General features: G+C 74.2%; 15 protein-coding genes. 14 read left to right on the top strand and 1 reads right to left on the bottom strand.

Features of this window, described 5'->3' with window-relative positions:
• From AB0316_RS10220 to AB0316_RS10155, 14 genes are all read left to right on the top strand, one after another.
• Nucleotides 1–1,137 (top strand): tetratricopeptide repeat protein (locus AB0316_RS10220; protein WP_366272787.1); only part of this gene is annotated, 1,137 nt, incomplete at its 5' end.
• Nucleotides 1,138–1,160: 23 nt separating this feature from the next.
• Nucleotides 1,161–2,297, top strand: coding sequence for an HAD-IIA family hydrolase (locus tag AB0316_RS10215; protein ID WP_366272785.1), 1,137 nt, complete (start codon nucleotides 1,161–1,163; stop codon nucleotides 2,295–2,297).
• Nucleotides 2,298–2,338: 41 nt separating this feature from the next.
• Nucleotides 2,339–2,614 (top strand): hypothetical protein, encoded by a 276-nt coding sequence (locus tag AB0316_RS10210; RefSeq protein WP_366272783.1) that lies wholly within the window; start codon nucleotides 2,339–2,341, stop codon nucleotides 2,612–2,614.
• Nucleotides 2,611–3,411, top strand: coding sequence for a TlyA family RNA methyltransferase (locus tag AB0316_RS10205; protein WP_366272781.1), 801 nt, complete (start codon nucleotides 2,611–2,613; stop codon nucleotides 3,409–3,411). The genes AB0316_RS10210 and AB0316_RS10205 overlap by 4 nt, the downstream gene beginning before the upstream one ends.
• A complete protein-coding gene (locus tag AB0316_RS10200) occupies nucleotides 3,408–4,352 on the top strand; it encodes an NAD kinase (RefSeq protein WP_366272779.1) in 945 nt (314 codons plus the stop codon). The genes AB0316_RS10205 and AB0316_RS10200 overlap by 4 nt, the downstream gene beginning before the upstream one ends.
• Nucleotides 4,353–4,361: 9 nt before the next feature.
• Nucleotides 4,362–6,140 carry a DNA repair protein RecN gene (gene recN / locus AB0316_RS10195; protein WP_366272777.1) on the top strand — a complete coding sequence of 593 codons (1,779 nt, stop codon included), beginning with the start codon at nucleotides 4,362–4,364 and terminating at the stop codon, nucleotides 6,138–6,140.
• 26 nt (nucleotides 6,141–6,166) lie between these two features.
• Nucleotides 6,167–7,348, top strand: a complete 1,182-nt coding sequence (gene steA / locus AB0316_RS10190) for a putative cytokinetic ring protein SteA (protein WP_366272775.1) — start codon at nucleotides 6,167–6,169, stop codon at nucleotides 7,346–7,348.
• Nucleotides 7,345–8,289, top strand: a complete 945-nt coding sequence (locus tag AB0316_RS10185; RefSeq protein WP_366272773.1) for a copper transporter — start codon at nucleotides 7,345–7,347, stop codon at nucleotides 8,287–8,289. The genes steA and AB0316_RS10185 overlap by 4 nt, the downstream gene beginning before the upstream one ends.
• Before the next feature lie 89 nt (nucleotides 8,290–8,378).
• Nucleotides 8,379–9,377, top strand: a complete 999-nt coding sequence (locus AB0316_RS10180; protein ID WP_366272771.1) for a hypothetical protein — start codon at nucleotides 8,379–8,381, stop codon at nucleotides 9,375–9,377.
• Complete coding sequence (locus AB0316_RS10175) at nucleotides 9,374–11,086, top strand: lipid II flippase MurJ (RefSeq protein WP_366272769.1); 1,713 nt, start codon at nucleotides 9,374–9,376, stop codon at nucleotides 11,084–11,086. The genes AB0316_RS10180 and AB0316_RS10175 overlap by 4 nt, the downstream gene beginning before the upstream one ends.
• Nucleotides 11,087–11,132: 46 nt before the next feature.
• On the top strand, nucleotides 11,133–12,389 hold the full coding sequence (locus AB0316_RS10170; RefSeq protein ID WP_366272767.1) for a glycosyltransferase family 4 protein: 1,257 nt from the start codon (nucleotides 11,133–11,135) through the stop codon (nucleotides 12,387–12,389).
• Complete coding sequence (locus AB0316_RS10165; protein ID WP_366272765.1) at nucleotides 12,347–14,179, top strand: CTP synthase; 1,833 nt, start codon at nucleotides 12,347–12,349, stop codon at nucleotides 14,177–14,179. Before AB0316_RS10170 ends, AB0316_RS10165 begins: the two co-directional genes overlap by 43 nt.
• A 7-nt stretch (nucleotides 14,180–14,186) precedes the next feature.
• Nucleotides 14,187–14,861: an NUDIX hydrolase gene (locus AB0316_RS10160; protein WP_366272763.1), complete on the top strand. Its 675-nt coding sequence runs from the start codon at nucleotides 14,187–14,189 to the stop codon at nucleotides 14,859–14,861.
• A gap of 26 nt (nucleotides 14,862–14,887) precedes the next feature.
• Nucleotides 14,888–15,271: a YchJ family protein gene (locus tag AB0316_RS10155; protein ID WP_366272855.1), complete on the top strand. Its 384-nt coding sequence runs from the start codon at nucleotides 14,888–14,890 to the stop codon at nucleotides 15,269–15,271.
• Nucleotides 15,272–15,289: 18 nt separating this feature from the next.
• Here AB0316_RS10155 and helR read toward each other — a convergent pair whose 3' ends face one another.
• Nucleotides 15,290–17,437, bottom strand: a complete 2,148-nt coding sequence (helR, locus tag AB0316_RS10150) for an RNA polymerase recycling motor ATPase HelR (RefSeq protein WP_366272761.1) — start codon at nucleotides 17,435–17,437, stop codon at nucleotides 15,290–15,292.
• Nucleotides 17,438–17,473 lie beyond the last annotated feature (36 nt).

Here is a 17,473-nt window from a genome sequence, read left to right as displayed (position 1 = left end):
GGTTCGCGTGACGACCGGGGCGGCTACCGCTCCGATGACCGTCGCTCCGGTTCGCGTGACGACCGGGGTGGCTACCGCTCCGATGACCGTCGCTCCGGTTCGCGTGACGACCGGGGTGGCTACCGCTCCGATGACCGTCGCTCCGGCTCGCGTGACGACCGGGGTGGCTACCGCTCCGATGACCGTCGCTCCGGCTCGCGTGACGACCGGGGCGGCTATCGCTCGGACGACCGCCGCTCTGCTGACGGCTACCGCTCCGACGAGCGTCGCGGTTCCGGTGAGCAGCGCGGTCCGCGTCGTTTCGACGACCGCCCGCGTGGCGGTACCGGTCGGAACCAGGACGAGGAGCGCCGTGGTGGTCCCCGGCTGACCCCGAAGTCGCCCCGCAAGCCCGAGCCGGCCATCCGCGAGGGCGTCACGGGCCACGAGGTCGATCGGGCCGTGAAGAACCAGCTGCGCACCCTCTCGAAGGAGAACGCCGAGGGCGTCGCGCAGCACCTGGTCATGGTGGCCGAGCTGCTCGACGTCGAGCCGGAGGCTGCCCTCGCGCACGCCGAGACGGCGGTCCGGCGCGCAGGGCGCGTGCCGGCCGCACGTGAGGCGCTCGGCCTGGTCGCCTACCGCCTCGGGGACTGGGCGCGCGCCCTCGGCGAGTTCCGCACGGTGCGCCGCCTCTCGGGCTCCAGCCACCTGCTGCCGCTGATGGTCGACTGCGAGCGAGCACTCGGCCGCCACGACAAGGCCCTCGAGCTCGCGCAGAGCGAGGAGGCGGGGAACCTGGCGATCGACGACAAGGTGGAGATGGCCATCGTGGTGTCCGGCATCCGGCGGGACCTGGGTCAGCTCGACGCCGCGGCGGCGGGCCTCAACGACCTCGTGCGGCGCATCAACCCGAACCGGCCCTCGGCCGCGCGCCTGTTCTACGCGTACGCCGACGCGAAGCTGGCTGCCGGTGACCCGGAGGCTGCCCGCGACTGGTTCTCCCGTGCGGCCGACGCCGACCACGACCTGACCACCGACGCGGCCGAGCGGCTCGAGGAGCTCGACGGCGTCGACGTCACCGACCTCCTCGGCGACGAGGCGGACGGACCCGACGCGCCCAACGGCGGCGAGATCGAGACAGCTCCCGGGCGCTGACCCGCGAGCTGTCCCGGAGCAACATGCGAGCCACGGCGCCCGACACACCACTGACCGCCGATTACGACGGCCTGGTCTGCGACCTCGACGGCGTCGTCTACCGCGGCGGCGAGGCCGTCCCGGGTGCACCCGAGTCGCTCCAGGCCCTGGTGAGCCGACACATCCGGCTGGTCTATGCGACCAACAACGCCTCACGCGTGCCCGCCGAGGTGGTCGACCAGCTCTCGGCCCTCGGGGCCCCGGCGACCGCCGATGACGTGGTCACCAGTGCCCAGGCCGGAGCTGCCCGGCTGGCTGAACGGCTCCCGGCAGGTGTGCGCGTCCTGGCGCTCGGCGGCCCCGGCGTAGCCGAGGCCCTCACCGACGCAGGACTCGTGCCCGTGCTCCCCGCGGCGGTCGCCTTCGACGACGGATCCGCGTCGGCAAACCGGCAGGCGGGCGGTGACGTCCCAGCGAGGGAGGTGGCAGCGGTGCTGCAGGGCCTCGGCCGGAAGGTCAGCGTCGCCGACTTCGAGATCGCCGCGCGGCTGCTCGCGGACGACGGGCTGGTCTGGGTCGGCACCAACGACGACGCGACCCTGCCGCTGCCGTGGGGTCAGGCGCCGGGCAACGGCGCGTATCTCGACCTCCTCGCCTCCGCGGCCGGGCGCCGCCCGGACGTCGTCGGCAAGCCGCACCCCCCGCTCTACCGGCTGGCGCTGGCCCGGCTGGGCACGAGCGCCGCACGGACCCTCGCCGTGGGGGACCGGCTGGGGACCGACGTCGCCGGGGCGCAGGCCGCCGGCCTCGACTCCGCGTGGGTCCTCACCGGCGTCGACGGCCCGGTCGAGCTCCTGGCGACAGACTGCTCACCGACCTACGTCCTCGCCTCGCTGCGGGAGCTCCTGCTGCCGTATGCCGTGCCGCAACCCCACGCGGGAGGGTGGCGCTGTGGAGGGGCGGAGGCGGCATACGACGACGGCGAGCTGTCGGTGCGGCAGGGGAGCCCGAACGCGGTCGAGACGGTGCGGGCCGGACTGGCCGCCCTCGTGGAGGCGCGCGATGCCGGGGCCCCCACGGCGCGACTGCAGCGCGCGGCGCGTGCCCTCGACCACAGCCTCGAGCAGGCTCTCACCGACGAGCACGACGTGCACGAGGGAGAGTCGGAGCGCACCGGGTAGCGTGACCGCAGCGACCCACTGACCCTGCAGGGAGGCACCACATGTTCGGTGACGACGACCTCAGCCGCGACCCGGAGCGCCAGCCGACGGAGGTGGCCGGCCACGCCGACCGAGAGCACGACGCGACCGACGGCGCGGGTGACCTCCCCGTTCCGGAGATGGCCCCCACGCCGCCGGTCACCGGCGACGAGGCGGTCGACGAGGCGATGATGCGCCTGGCGCAGGCGCAGGCCGGATCCTTCGCCGAGCGGATCGACTCGGGCGAGCACGCCCACCGCAGCCTGCAGAGCCGCCTCGGCGGCCTGGGTGGCGCGTGACCCGTCGTCTCGACGCGGAGCTCGTCGCGCGCGGCCTGGCGCGGTCACGGGCGCAGGCCCGGGAGCTGGTCACCGGCGGGGTCGTCCTCGTCGACGGTGCGCCGGCCGTCAAGCCGTCGCTCGCGGTCTCCGACTCGGCGAGCCTGCAGCTGACGCGAGAACCCGACCGGTTGGTGGGCCGTGCCGCCCTCAAGCTGTTGCACGCCCTTCGCACGTGGCCGATCCCGGTGCAGGGGAGGCGCTGCCTCGACGTCGGCGCCAGCACGGGAGGCTTCACCCAGGTGCTGCTCGAGCACGGGGCCGCCCACGTGACCGCGCTCGACGTCGGCCACGGGCAGCTCGTCGGAGCGATCGCCGGGGACCCGCGCGTCAGCGACCTGCCCGGAACCAACATCCGTGACGTCGACGCGGCGCAGCTCGGCGGGGCCTTCGACCTCGTCGTCTCGGACCTCAGCTTCATCTCGCTGCAGATCGCGCTGCCGGCCATGCGGCCGCTGGTCACGGACGACGGAGACCTGGTGGTGCTCGTCAAGCCGCAGTTCGAGGTCGGCCGCGAGCGGCTGAGCCGGACCGGCGTCGTGACTTCGCCGCACGAGCACCGACGGGTGCTGCGCGACGTCGCCGCCACCGTCGCCGAGCTCGGCCTGCACCTGCACGGCGCCACGGCCAGCCCCATCACCGGCGGTGACGGCAACCGGGAGTTCCTCTTCTGGCTCGCACCACGGCAGGGCCCGGGCGCGTCCGAGACGGTCCTGGATGACATGCTGGGGGCCACCGACCCGGAGGGAGACCAGTGACGCGCCGCATCCTGCTCGTGGCCCACCCGCGTCGGCCCGAGGCCCTGACCGTCGCCAAGGGAGTCGTCCAGCGCCTGACCGCGCTCGGCATCGAGGTCTCCCTGCAGGCCGACGAGGCCCAGGCGCTCGACCTCAAGGACAGCTCGCGCGTCCACATCTCCTCGACCGAGGAGCAGGTTGCCGAGGGCTGCGACCTAGTCGTGGTGCTCGGCGGCGACGGGACGATCCTGCGTGGGGCGGAGTTCGCCCGGAGCGTCGACGTGCCGCTGCTGGGCGTCAACCTCGGCCACGTCGGCTTCCTCGCCGAGGCCGAGCGCGACGACCTCGGCGCCACCGTCGAGCACATCGCCCAGAGCAACTACGCCGTCGAGGAGCGCATGACGCTCCACGTCGACGTCAAGCTGCACGGCGACCTCGTCGCGAGCAGCTGGGCCCTCAACGAGGTCAGCGTCGAGAAGGCCGCCCGGGAGCGGATGCTCGAGATCACCGTCGAGGTCGACGGCCGCCCCCTGTCGTCCATGGGCTGTGACGGTGTCATCGTCTCGACGCCGACCGGCTCGACGGCATACGCCTTCTCCGCCGGCGGACCGGTCGTGTGGCCGCAGGTCGAGGCGATGCTGCTCGTGCCCAGCGCCGCCCACGCGCTCTTCGCCCGACCACTCGTCCTCGGACCAGACACCCACCTCGCCGTCGAGATCAAGGCGGCGACCGAGGGCTCGGGCGTCATGTGGTGCGACGGGCGGCGCCACGTCGACCTGCCCCCGGGCGCCCGAATCGAGGTACGCCGCGGGCTGCGGCCCGTACGCCTGGCCCGGCTCACGAGCGCGCCCTTTACCGACCGCCTCGTGGCCAAGTTCAACCTGTCGGTCGCCGGGTGGCGCGGGAACGGAGAGCGGGTCGTCGCGCCCGGCGTGGCAGCCGATGACGGTGCCCGGCCCTAGGGTGGGCTCGTGTTCACCCAGATGAGGATCCGCGGCGTCGGCGTCATCGACGACGCCGTGCTCGACCTCAGCCCCGGGCTCAACGTGCTCACCGGAGAGACCGGCGCCGGCAAGACCATGGTCGTCTCCGGCCTCGGGCTGCTGCTGGGCGAGCGCGCCGACTCGGGGCTGGTGCGCACGGGCGCCGACTCGGCGTTCGTCGAGGGCGTCGTCCAGCTCCCACTCGACCACCCGGCCCTGGGCCGCGCCGAGGAGGCCGGCGGCGAGCACGACGCCGGGGAGCTCGTGCTGGCACGCACCATCGCCGCCACCGGACGGTCGCGAGCCCACGTCGGCGGGCGCACCGCACCGGTCTCGGTGCTGGCGGAGCTCGGCCAGCTGCTCGTTGCGGTGCACGGACAGGCCGACCAGTGGCGGCTCAAGCAGGGCGATGCCCACCGGGCCGTCCTCGACGACTTCGGCGGCTCGGAGCTGACGGCGCTGCGAGAACGCGTGGCCGCCTTGCACGACCGCTGGCGCGAGTGCGCCCGCGAGCACGCGCGACTCGTCTCCGAGGCACGCGAGCGAGCTCGCGAGATCGACTCGCTGACCGCGTCCCTCGAGGAGATCGAGGCCGTCGACCCCCAGCCCGGTGAGGACCTCGCCCTGCGGGCCGAGGACGAGCGGCTCGCGCACGCCGACACCCTGCGCCTGGCCGCGGCGTCCGCGCTCGCCGAGCTGAGCGGAGACGATTTCGCGGCCGAGCCGGCACCCAACGTGCGCGACCTCATCGGGTCCGCGCGCGCCGCCCTCGGTCCCGCCACGGCCCACGACCCGGCGCTGGCGGGGCTCGACGAGCGACTGCACGAGCTCGGCACGCTCGTCACCGACCTCGGCGCCGAGCTCTCCGCCTACCTCCAGGACGTCGACCTCGACCCTGAGCGGCTGGGCTGGGTGCAGGAGCGCCGCGCGAGCCTCGGGGTCCTCACCCGGAAGTACGGCGAGACGGTCGACGAGGTGCTCGAGTGGTCAGCGCGCGCCGCGGCCCGCCTCGACGAGCTCGTCACGGCCGACGACCGGGTCGAGCAGCTCGGTGCCGAGGTGGCCGAGCTCGAGAGCGCGGTCGTCACCGCCTCGCTCGCACTGTCCGACGCCCGCCGCTCGGCCGGCGAGGAGTTCGGCACTCGCGTCTCCGAGGAGCTGTCCCACCTGTCCATGGGCAAGGCCGTCGTCCGCGTCGACGTGCGCCGACGGGCCGACCCCGAGGGGGCCGAGCTGCCCGACGGCACACGCGTACGGCTCTCGCGGAACGGCATCGACGAGGTCGAGATCCTGCTCGCAGCCAACGCCGGAGCCACCCCACGCAGCGTGGCGCGTGCCGCCTCCGGTGGTGAGCTCTCGCGCGTCATGCTCGCGCTGGAGGTCGTCGGCTCCCGCGGCGGGTCCGGCGAGGCGGCCGGTGGCCCGCCGACGTTCGTCTTCGACGAGGTGGACGCCGGTGTCGGCGGCCGCGCGGCGCTCGACGTCGGGGCCCGCCTGGCGGCGCTCGCCGAGCACGCCCAGGTCATCGTCGTGACCCACCTCGCGCAGGTCGCGGCCTTCGCCGACCGGCACCTGGTGGTCCACAAGGCCGACGACGGCCGCATCACCTCCAGCAGCGTCTCCGCGGTCGAGGGAGAGGCCCGGCTGCGCGAGCTCTCGCGGATGATGGGCGGTGACCCGGACTCCGAGGCTGGCCTCGCCCACGCCGGCGACCTGCTCGAGCAGACCGCCGGCGCCCGCACCGTCAGTGGCAGGATCGTCCGCTGAACGGACGTGGCACGATTGGGGGCACCATGGTCCTTCCGATCCACCGTCGCCCCCGTGCCCGCAGCACTGGGCCCGGTGTCGTCGGGCCTGCCCGTGTCGACCGGCGCACCAAGACCCTGACGAAGCGGTTGCAGCCCGGCGACGTCGCCGTCATCGACCACGCCGACCTCGACAAGGTCAGCGCCGACGCGCTCGTCATGGTGCGGCCCGCGGCCGTCGTCAATGCCAGCGCCTCGATCAGCGGGCGCTACCCGAACCTCGGGCCCCAGATCCTCGTCGACGCCGGCATCCCCGTCCTCGACGACGCAGGTCCCGAGGTCATGACGCTGACCGACGGTGAGCCGCTGCGGCTCGACGGGCCCGACCTCTGGTCGGGGGAGCGGCACGTCGCCACCGGCACACCGCTGGACGCGGAAGTCGTCCGGACCCAGATGCACGACGCCCGGGCCGGCCTCGCCGTGCAGATCGAGGCGTTCGCCACCAACACGATGGAGTTCATCCGCAAGGAGCGCGACCTGCTCCTCGACGGGGTCGGCGTGCCACCCATCGCCACCGACCTCGACGGCCGCCACTGCCTCATCGTCGTGCGTGGCTACCACTACCGAGAGGACCTCGAGGCGCTGCGGCCCTACATCCGTGAGTACCGTCCCGTCCTCATCGGGGTCGACGGCGGCGCCGACGCCATCCTCGAGGCGGGGCACAAGCCCGAGCTCATCGTCGGCGACATGGACTCGGTCTCCGACCGGGCCCTGCGCTGCGGCGCGGAGATCGTCGTGCACGCCTACCGCGACGGGCGGGCTCCCGGTCTCGCCCGGGTCGAGGCGCTCGGCCTGACTCCCGTCGTGTTCCCGGCCGCCGGGACGAGCGAGGACGTCGCGATGCTGCTGGCCGACGACTCGGGCGCCGAGCTGATCGTCGCCGTCGGCACCCACGTCACGCTCGTGGAGTTCCTCGACAAGGGCCGGGACGGGCAGGCCTCGACCTTCCTCACCCGGCTGCGCGTGGGCGGCAAGCTCGTCGACGCCAAGGGTGTGAGTCAGCTCTACCGAACCCGCATCCCCGGGCGGCTGCTCGTCACGATGCTCCTCGTCGGCATGCTCGCCGTGTTCGCGGCTCTGGCCTCGACACCGGCGGGGCAGGCCTGGCTGCAGGTCTTCGCGGCGCGGTGGGACGACGTGTGGACCGCCATCGTCGGGGTCATCACATGATCGACTTCCGCTACCACCTCGTCTCGATCATCTCCATCTTCCTGGCCCTCGCCGTCGGCATCGTGCTCGGAGCGGGTCCGCTGCAGGCCAATCTCGGCGACCAGCTCGGCGAGCAGGTCGCGGCGCTGCGCAGCGAGAAGCAGGCCCTCAACGACAAGCTCACCACGAGCCAGAAGCTCGTCGACGCCTCCGACGAGTACGCCGCCGCCGTCCAGGAGCGAGTCGTGCGCGGTCGCCTGAACGGCCACCGGGCCGTCATCGTCGCGATGCCCTCCGCCGACAGCACGATGGTGCGCAACCTCGAGACGGTCGTCGGGCAGAGCGGCGCCTCACTCACCGGCACCCTCTCCGTGAGCCAGGACTGGTTCGACCCCGCGACGGCTGCCGACCGTGCCGCCGCGGCCCGACAGGCAGCGGCCGCGCTCGGGCTCTCGTCCAGTGCCTCGGGCGACGCCCTGCTCGTCGAGGTGCTGACCGACCTCGGCGTCTCCACCACCACCGCTGCAGCCTCGCCCAAGCGCAGCGCCGCACTCAAGGTCCTCACCGACGCCGGGCTGCTCGACAGCACGGCCCCCGACCTGGCGCCCGCCGACGTCGCGCTCGTCGTCTCCGGCGACTACGCGGGAACGGAAGCCGTCGTGAACCAGCGCTCCGACGCCGTGCGGGCCCTCGTGACCGCTCTGGCCGCCTCCACCCGGGCGACGGTCGTGGCGGGCGGGGAGACCCTCGCGGCCGCCGGACAGCCGGCCACCTCCAACGCCGTGCAGGCCGTGCGGGAGAAGTCGGACACGGCGGCTGCCGTGGCGACGGTCGACCACGTCCGCGCCGGAGAGGGACCGGCGCTCGTCGTCCTGGCGGTCGAGAACGCACTCGACGAGCAGATCGGTCACTACGGGGTCGCCGCGGGGGCCACGGCGCCCCTGCCGCGGGTCCTTCCGTGAGGCCGCGGCGGGCCCGCGTTCCCACAGCCGGCAGCCCCTCCATCGGCGGGGCCTTCTCCGTGGGCCGTGCCGCGCCCGTGGCGTCGTCCGTGACCGCCGCCGCGCTCTCGGCGGCAGCCTCGTGGGCACTGCTGCGCGGCTCCAGCCGGCTGCCGGCGGCTGCGCGCGCACCCTGGGAGCGGGTCAACCACGCCGGGCGGGCCGTCACCCTCCTCGAGGGGCCCGCGTGGGTGGGCGGCGCCCTGCTGGGCGCCGCTGCCGCCGCGGCGGTCGCGCGTGCCACCACGGGGACCCCCGCCGGGACCCCCGCCGGGGCCACCACCGGAGCCACCCCTGATGCCATCGCCGGCGCCACCGCCGATGTCACGGCCGGACTCTCCTTCGCGCCGGCCGGCCGGCGAGCCGGGCTGCGCCTGCTCACGACGGCCCGCCCCTCCCGCACGGGGCCTGCGGCCGCCACCCGGCTCCTGGCAATGGGTGCCGGCGCGCTCGGAGCCGTCGACGACCTCGTCGGTGGAACCACCGACAAGGGGCTCAAGGGCCACCTCGGAGCGCTGGCGCGCGGTGAGGTGACGACCGGGGCCGTCAAGATCGTGGGCCTCGGGGTGTGCGGGCTGCTCGCCGTGGCGACCAGCGACGTGGCGCGGGCACGCGCCGGCCACGACGACGCGACCCGACCGGCCGGCATACGCGTGCTGTCCACCCTCCTGGGCGGCGCCGTGGTCGCTGGTGCGGCCAACGCCGTCAACCTGTTCGACCTGCGCCCCGGGCGCGCGCTCAAGGTCGCGATCGGCTGGGGACTGCCGCTGTCCGGGACCACGGCGGGCGCGGCGGCACTCGGCGCCTCCCTCGGCGTGCTGCGCGAGGACCTGCAGGCCACCTCGATGCTCGGCGACACCGGCGCCAACGCCGCCGGGGCCCTCCTCGGGCTGGCCCTCACGGAGCGCACCGGACCGGCGGGACGAGCCGTGGCGCTCGCCGCCCTCACCGCCCTCACGCTCGCCTCCGAGCGCGTCAGCTTCACCCGGGTCATCGAGGCCAGCCCGGTGCTGCGGCGAGTCGACGAGTGGGGCCGGGAGGCGCCGTGACGCGGTCCCCGCAGGCCGGCGAGCACCCGCCCACCCGGAGGCTGTTCGCCGCGGCCGGAAGCATCGCCGTGATCACCCTCGTGGCCCGCATCGTGGGCTTCGGACGCTGGTTCGTCTTCTCCCACTCCGTCGGTGCGACGTGCGTGGGCAGCGTCTACCAGTCGGTCAACGCGGTGCCCAACGTCCTCTTCGAGATCGCGGCCGGGGGAGTGCTCGCCGCCGTCGCCGTCCCGCTCGTGGCCGGCGCCCTGGGACGCGGCGACCGCGACCAGGCCGACGCGACCGCCTCGGCCCTGCTCACCTGGGCCGTCGTCGTGCTCGTTCCCCTCGGCGCCCTGGTGGCGCTGGCGGCCGAGCCGATCGCGAGCACCCTGCTCGGGACCGGCTGTGCCGACGAGGTGCGGCTCGGCGCCGAGCTGCTGCGCATCTTCGCCGTCCAGATCCCGCTCTACGGCGTGGCCATCGTGCTGGCCGGGGTGCTGCAGGCACACCACCGGTTCGCCGGTCCGGCTTCCGCGCCGCTGCTCTCCAGCCTCGTCGTCATCGGCACCTATGTCGCCTACCGCGCGGCCGTGCCCGACCCGGCCGCCGAGATCGGCGCGGTGCCCTCGCACGCGCTGCTCGTCCTCGGCCTGGGCACCACCCTCGGGGTGGCGGCCCTCGCCCTGCCGCTGCTGGTGCCCGTGCGCCGAGCCGGTGTGCGCCTGCGCCCCGCCCTGCGCTTCCCCGACGGGGTGGCCCGCCGCGTGCGGGTGCTCGCCCTCTCGGGCCTGCTGGCCGTGGCCGGACAGCAGCTGGCCACACTCGTCGTCATCCGCCTCGCCAACGACCGCGGTGGAGCGGGCACCCTCAACGTCTACACGTACGCCCAGGCGGTCACCCTGCTGCCGTATGCCGTCCTCGCCGTCCCCCTCGCCACCGCGGCCTTCCCGTCGCTGGCACGCGAGCACGCCGCGAGCCGCGAGGTCGGCGACCTGACCGGGGCCGGCGCGCAGCCGGACCCGCGAGGCGCCGCCCGCACGCTGCGGCAGGCGTGGCTGGCCACACTCGTCGTCGGGCTGTTCGGGGCGGCCCTGCTCGTCGCCGTGGCCGTCCCCGTGGGCACGTTCTTCCTCTCGCTCGACGCCGGAGCGCAGTCGGACGCCTCGGCCGAGACGCTCGCGGCCATGGGTGACGCGGTCACCCTCTTCGCGCCGTCGGTCATCGCCCTTGCAGTCGTCGGCCTGCTGACCCGGGCCTCCTACGTCCACGGCTCGCCCCTCATGGCCGGCGCCCTCGCCGCCACGGGCTGGCTGGCGACGCTCGTGGTCCCGCTGCTCGTCCTCGACCCGCACGGCGCCGGCGGCCCGGACACGCTCCGTGCCCTCGCCGCGGGGTCGTCAGCCGGGCTCGTGCTGGCGGCGGCCCTGCTCGCCGTGCTCGTCGGCCGCGCCTGGGGCAGGCACGCGCTCGCAGTGCCCGTGCGTCCGCTGCTGGGCGCCCTGGTGGGTTCGGTGACCGCCGCGCTCGCGGGCCGCGCCATCTCCTCCTGGCTCGCGGCCAACGGTGTCGGGGACTCGCTGCGCTCCAGCCTCGTCGTCGGCCTCGGAGTCGGGGTGATCGCCCTCGTCATCATGGTCGGGCTCTGCCTGGCCATCGACCCGTCGGTCCTGCGCCTCCTGACGCGCCGACCCCGTCGCTCCGGCACCGCCGCGCGGGTGCGTCCATGAGGCGGACCGGAGGATTGCTCAGGGGAGTGCCGATGGAGGTCGCTGCATGAGAGTGCTGATGGTCCTGGGGCAGGCCAGGGGCGGCATCGGCGCGCACGTGGACCGCCTCGTCGCCGATCTCCGAGCGATGGGGCACCACGTGGAGGTCGTCACAGCGGAGTCGACCGCAGCCGCGTTCGGCTGGCGCGACGCACACCGGCTGTGGCCCGTGCACCCGGGGCTGCGGGCTCCGGTCGGTCTGCTCGACTGGCACCGCGTCATGCGGCTGGCCGGAACCGTCGACGTCGTCCACGCCCACGGTCACCAGGCCGCCGTGGTGGCCGCGATAGCCGTGACCCGCGCCCGGCCCCGACCTCGGCTCTTCGTGTCGCTGCACAACGACCTGCCCTCCGTGGCACCCGCTCCGGTGCCGTACGCGGCGCCCTACACCGCAGCCGCGCAACCACCCACGGCTGCTCCGAAGACGACGGGTTCGCCGGGCGCGACGGGGACGGCGTCGCCGCCCACCGCAGGACGCCGAGACGCCCCGTGGGGACGGGCCGGCCGGTCCGCGACCCAGGCCCTGCTCAGCTGGTGCCTGGGTCGGGCGCAGCTCGTGACCGGAGCGAGCCCCGACCTCGTCGAGCTGGCTAGGTCCCTCGGTGCCCGTCGGGTCGAGCTCGCCCTCGTGCCCTCGCCCGCCGTCGCCGACCTGCTGGACGCCGGACCCCTGGCACCGGCCGAGCGCGAGCGCCTGCTGGCGTCCGCCGGGCTGCCGGCCGACCAGCCCGTCGTGCTGACCGTGGCGCGCATCGCGCCGCAGAAGGACCTGCCCACGCTCGTCGCGGCCGCGCGCCGCTCCCGGGTCCCCGCGAGCTGGGTCGTCGTCGGAGACGGGGACGAGCGCCTGCGCGCGCGACTCGAGCAGGAGGCGGCCGGCATACGGCAGGGGGAGCACGCCGTCCACTTCGTCGGGGCCCGCGCCGACGTGCACGACTGGTTGCGCGCCTCCGACGTGTTCGTGCTGACGAGCCGGTGGGAGGCGCGGGCCCTGGTCGTGCAGGAGGCGATGGCGGCGGCCCTGCCCGTCGTGGCCACGCGCACCGGCGGGCTGCCCGAACTGGTGAGCGATGCGGGAACCCTTGTGCCGGTGGGTGACCCGGTGTCCGTCGCGGCCGAGGTGGACCTGCTCCTGGACGACCCGACGGTGCGCGAGCGGATGGGCGCCGCCGCGCGCCTTCGAGCCTCGTCCTGGCCCACTCCCGAGGACGAGGCGCGCCGATGGGTGGAGCGCTACGCGGCGGACGCTCCCGGGATGACGTAGAGTTGAAGCCCGTGGTGGAAACGACGAAGCACATCTTTGTGACCGGGGGCGTTGCCTCCTCTCTCGGCAAGGGCCTCACGGCATCCAGCCTCGGACGACTTCTGCGATCGCGGGGCCTGCGGGTCACGATGCAGAAGCTCGACCCCTACATCAACGTCGACCCTGGAACGATGAACCCGTTCCAGCACGGCGAGGTCTTCGTGACCGACGACGGCGCGGAGACCGACCTCGACATCGGCCACTACGAGCGCTTCCTCGACGTCAACCTCGTCGGCGCGGCGAACGTCACGACCGGCCAGGTCTACAACAATGTCATCGCCAAGGAGCGTCGCGGCGAGTACCTCGGCGACACCGTGCAGGTCATCCCGCACATCACCAACGAGATCGTCGCCCGGATGCGTGCGCTCGCCACCGACGGCCCGGACGCCCCGGACGTCATCATCACCGAGATCGGTGGCACCGTCGGCGACATCGAGTCGCTGCCCTTCCTCGAGGCCGCCCGCCAGGTGCGCCACCTCATCGGCCGCGACAACAGCTTCTTCCTGCACGTCTCGCTGGTGCCCTACCTCGCCCCGAGCGGCGAGCTGAAGACCAAGCCGACGCAGCACTCCGTCGCCGCCCTGCGCCAGGTCGGCATCCAGCCCGACAGCCTCGTGCTGCGCGCCGACCGCGACATCCCCGAGCCGATCAAGCGCAAGATCTCGCTCATGTGCGACGTCGACGTCGCCGCCGTGGCCGCCTGCGTCGACGCGCCGAGCATCTACGACATCCCCAAGGTGCTGCACCGCGAGGGCCTCGACGCCTACGTCATCCGGCGCCTGGGCCTGAAGTTCCGCGACGTCGACTGGACCGAGTGGGACCAGCTGCTCCAGCGCGTGCACGACCCCGAGCACCACCTCGAGATCGCGCTCGTCGGCAAGTACATCGACCTGCCCGACGCCTACCTGTCCGTGACCGAGGCGCTGCGGGCCGGCGGTTTCCACCATGACGCCAAGGTCAAGATCCGCTGGGTTCCCAGCGACGACTGCCAGACGCCCGCCGGTGCCCAGAAGGCCCTCGGCGGTGTCGACGCGGTGCTCGTGCCCGGAGGCTTCGGCGTGCGCGGCATCGAGGGCAAGCTCGGCGCGCTGACGTGGGCCCGTGAGAAGCAGGTGCCCACCCTCGGCATCTGCCTCGGCCTGCAGTGCATGGTCATCGAGTACGCCCGCACCGTGCTCGGCAACGCCGACGCGAGCTCCACCGAGTTCGACCCGCAGACCGCGCACCCGGTCATCGCGACGATGGAGGAGCAGAAGGCCTTCGTCGAGGGGGCCGGCGACCTCGGCGGCACGATGCGCCTCGGGCTCTACCCCGCAGCCCTCAAGGACGGCAGCGTCGTCCGCGAGGCCTACGGCCAGGCCGAGGTCAAGGAGCGCCACCGCCACCGCTACGAGGTCAACAACGCCTACCGGGCCGACCTCGAGAAGGCTGGTCTCGTCTTCTCCGGCACGTCGCCGGACGGCACCCTCGTGGAGTTCGTCGAGCTGCCGCGCGAGGTGCACCCCTACTACGTGTCGACGCAGGCGCACCCGGAGTTCCTCTCCCGCCCGAACCGCGCGCACCCGCTCTTCGCCGGCCTCGTCGGTGCGGCGCTGGAGCGCCGCCGCAGCGAGCGGCTCGTCGAGGTGGAGCGCCACCGCGCCGCCGTCGACGCCGGCAGGGCCGCCAACGAGGCGGCCGAGGCCGACCGGCACGACGCATACGCCTCCGTGTCCTCCGCCGGTGCGGACTCCGCGTCGGACGACGTCTGAGCCGCGGGTGAGTCTCGACGCGCCACGCGGCACCGGAGCCGACCTCGTCGAGGACTGGACCTCGGAACCCGTCCTCGAGTCGACCACGCCCTTCGAGGGCATGATCTTCGACGTCGTGCGTGACCGCGTCGACCTCGGCGAGGGCGGCGTGGTCACGCGTGACTACATCACGCACCCCGGCGCGGTCGCCGTGCTCGCCCTGCACGAGTTCGACGGGGTCGACCACGTCATGATGATCCGGCAGTACCGCCACGCCACCGGCGCCCACGTGTGGGAGCTGCCCGCGGGCCTGCTCGACGTCGACGGCGAGCCCCCGTGGGAGGCCGCCGCCCGCGAGCTCGGCGAGGAGGTCGACCTCGTGGCCGAGGAGTGGCACGTGCTCGCCGACGACGTCACCTCGCCCGGCGCCTTCCCCGAGACGGTGCGCATCTTCCTGGCGCGAGGCCTGCGCGACGTCGCGCAGGAGGACGCCCACGAGCGCACGGCCGAGGAGCTGACGCTGCGGCCGCTGTGGGTGCCGCTCGACGACGCCGTCGACGCCGCCCTGACCGGGCGGATCAGCAACTCGGCGACCCTCGTCGGCCTGCTGAGCGCCGGCCTCTCGCGCAGCCGGGGCTGGTCGACGCTGCGCCCGCGCGACGCGGCCTGGACCGCCCGCGAGGCGCAGCGCGACCGCCGGTGACCGGCGAGGCGTTCGGCGCGGCTCCGGTGCCCGCGGCGTGCCCCTGTGGCTCACGGACGGCGTATGCCGCGTGCTGCGGTCCGCTGCTCGCCGGAGAGCGCGCGGCGGCGACGGCCGAGGCGTTGATGCGCTCGCGGTACACGGCGTTCGCGGTGGGGGACGCGGCATACCTGCTGCGCACGTGGCACCCGCGGACCCGGCCCGACACGGTGGACCTCCAGCCCGGGACCCGCTGGACGGGGCTGGAGGTGGTGCGCACCGAGCGGGGCGGGCCGGACGACGACGAGGGCGTCGTCGAGTTCGTGGCGAGCTGGCTCGAGCCGGCCGGCCAGCGGGGCCGCCTCCACGAGGTCAGCAGCTTCGGGCGGCGGGCCGGGCGCTGGCTCTACGTCGACGGCGAGCACCGCTGAGCCGCTCCCGCCCACGCGTCAGGCAGGCGTGAGCACGACGAGCTCGCTCGTGGCCCGGGTCATCGCGACGTACCGGTCGACCGCGCCCTCGATGCCGGAACCGAAGCGGTCCGGGTCGACGAGGACCACGAGGTCGAACTCGAGGCCCTTCGTCAACGACGGCGGAAGGGAGCGCACCCTCGGGCGCGGTGCGAAGGAGGGGCAGCCGACGACGCAGGCGACTCCCTCGGCGTGCTGGGCGAGCCACGCGTCGACCACCCGGTCCAGCTGGTCCGGCGTGCCGGTGCGGACCGGAATCCCGCTGGCGCGCACCGAGACCGGGACGTTCGCGTCGGGCAGCGCGGACCGGATGACGGGCTCCGCCTGCGCCATCACCTCCTCCGGTGTGCGGTAGTTGACGCTGAGCGAGGCCACGGTGAGGCGCTCGAGGCCCACCCGTTCGAGCCGGTCCTCCCAGGGCTCCGGGAAGCCCCGTCGGGCCTGGGCCCGGTCCCCGACGACGGTCAGGCTGCGCGACGGGCAGCGCCGCAGGAGCATCCGCCACTCGGCGTCGGTCAGCTCCTGTGCCTCGTCGACGACGATGTGGGCGAACGGTCCGGCCAGCTCGTCGGCGCCCGTTCGAGCCGGCTCGTCGGTGTCGTCGAGAGCGCCCTGCAGGTCGGCTCCGCGCAGCATCGACATCAGGCGCATCTCCGAGTCGTCGTGCTCGACGAGGTGCTCGACCACCTTGGCGCGCTCGACCCGTTCCGCCGCTCGGGCGGCCTCACGCCGGCGGCGGCGAGCCGATGCCTCCGGATCTCCGAGGCGGTGCCGCGCCGCGTCGATGAGCGGCAGGTCGCTCACCGTCCAGGGTGATCCCTCCGGTCGCCGCAGCAGACGCACCTGCTCCGGCGAGAGTGACGGCGCGCACCGGCGCAGGTAGGCAGGCACGGACCACAGGTCGCCGATGAGATCGGTGGCCTCGAGCAGCGGCCACGCCCGGTTGACGGCCGCCCGCAGGTCGGGGTCGCGCTCGAGGGCGGCCCTGACCTGCTCCGGCGTCGCCTCCTCGTGGCTGTGACGGTGGACCAGGATGGCGATCAGCTCCTCCCGGACGACGTCACGTGCCTCGTTGTGCGGGGTCCCGGGCAGTGGCGCCGAGAAGGCCGCTGCCCAGTCCTCGGCCTCGACGCGCAGCTCCTCCCACGGCGTCGTGACCTCGAGGGCGTTCGTCGGCGGTTCCTCGTAGAGCGCCACCGCCGGCCCGATGGCGTCGACGAGGGGCAGGGAGGACTTGAGACGGGCGACCACGGGGTCCGCCTCCTCGCCGGCGCCGGCGCCCTCGGGCAGCAGGTCCCGCAGGGTGCACGTGCGCACGCTCTCCTCGCCGAGGCTCGGCAGCACGTCCGAGACGTAGGCGAGGTACGGCTCGTGCGGACCGACGAAGAGCACCCCTCCGCGGCGGTGTCCGAGCCTCGGGTCGGAGTAGAGCAGGTATGCCGTCCGGTGCAGTGCCACGACCGTCTTCCCGGTGCCGGGGCCACCGTCGACGACGAGCGCCCCGCGCGAGCCCGCCCGGATGATCGCGTCCTGGTCGGCGGCGATGGTGGCGAGGACGTCGCGCATGCGGTCCGAGCGCTCGGCGCCGAGGCTCGCGAGGAACGCAGACTCGTCGTCGAGAGCGGCGGTGTCCGTGGGAGCCTCCGGTGTGAACACCTCGTCCCAGAAGTCGGTGACCCGGCCTCGGGTCCAGCGGTAGCGGCGCCGGCTCACCAGCCCCAGGGGTTCGGCGCGGGTGGCGGCGAAGAACGGTTCGGCGACGGGGGAGCGCCAGTCGACCAGGAGCCGGCGGCCGTCCTCGGCGGTCAGGCCCAAACGCCCGACGTAGACGCGCTCGCCGTCGTGCCTGACCATGCGGCCGAGGGCGAGGTCCAGCCCGTACCGGCGCAGGGTGCGCAGCCGGGCGGTCAGGCGGTGAACGTCCTGGTCGCGCTCGAGCGCCGTCTGGCCGTGACCGGCAGGGGCACGACGCACCGCGTCGAGCCGACCGTCCAGCTCGGCGACGGTGTGTGCGAGGCTGAGCGCGATGGCGGTGAAGTGCTCCTCGTCGGCGGCGACGAGGGCAGGAACGGCCTTGTGGGCCAGGGCGGACGGCAGGTCGAAGGCATCGGTGGTCAGCGGTTTCACGCAAGCTCCCTGGGGTCGAGCGACCGGGTGGGTCGG

The organism is Terrabacter sp. NPDC080008 (genome assembly GCF_040702505.1).
Classification (GTDB): Bacteria; Actinomycetota; Actinomycetes; order Actinomycetales; family Dermatophilaceae; genus Terrabacter.
Note: the sequence above shows the minus strand (reverse complement) of the source record. Positions and strands in the feature narration are given on the sequence as shown.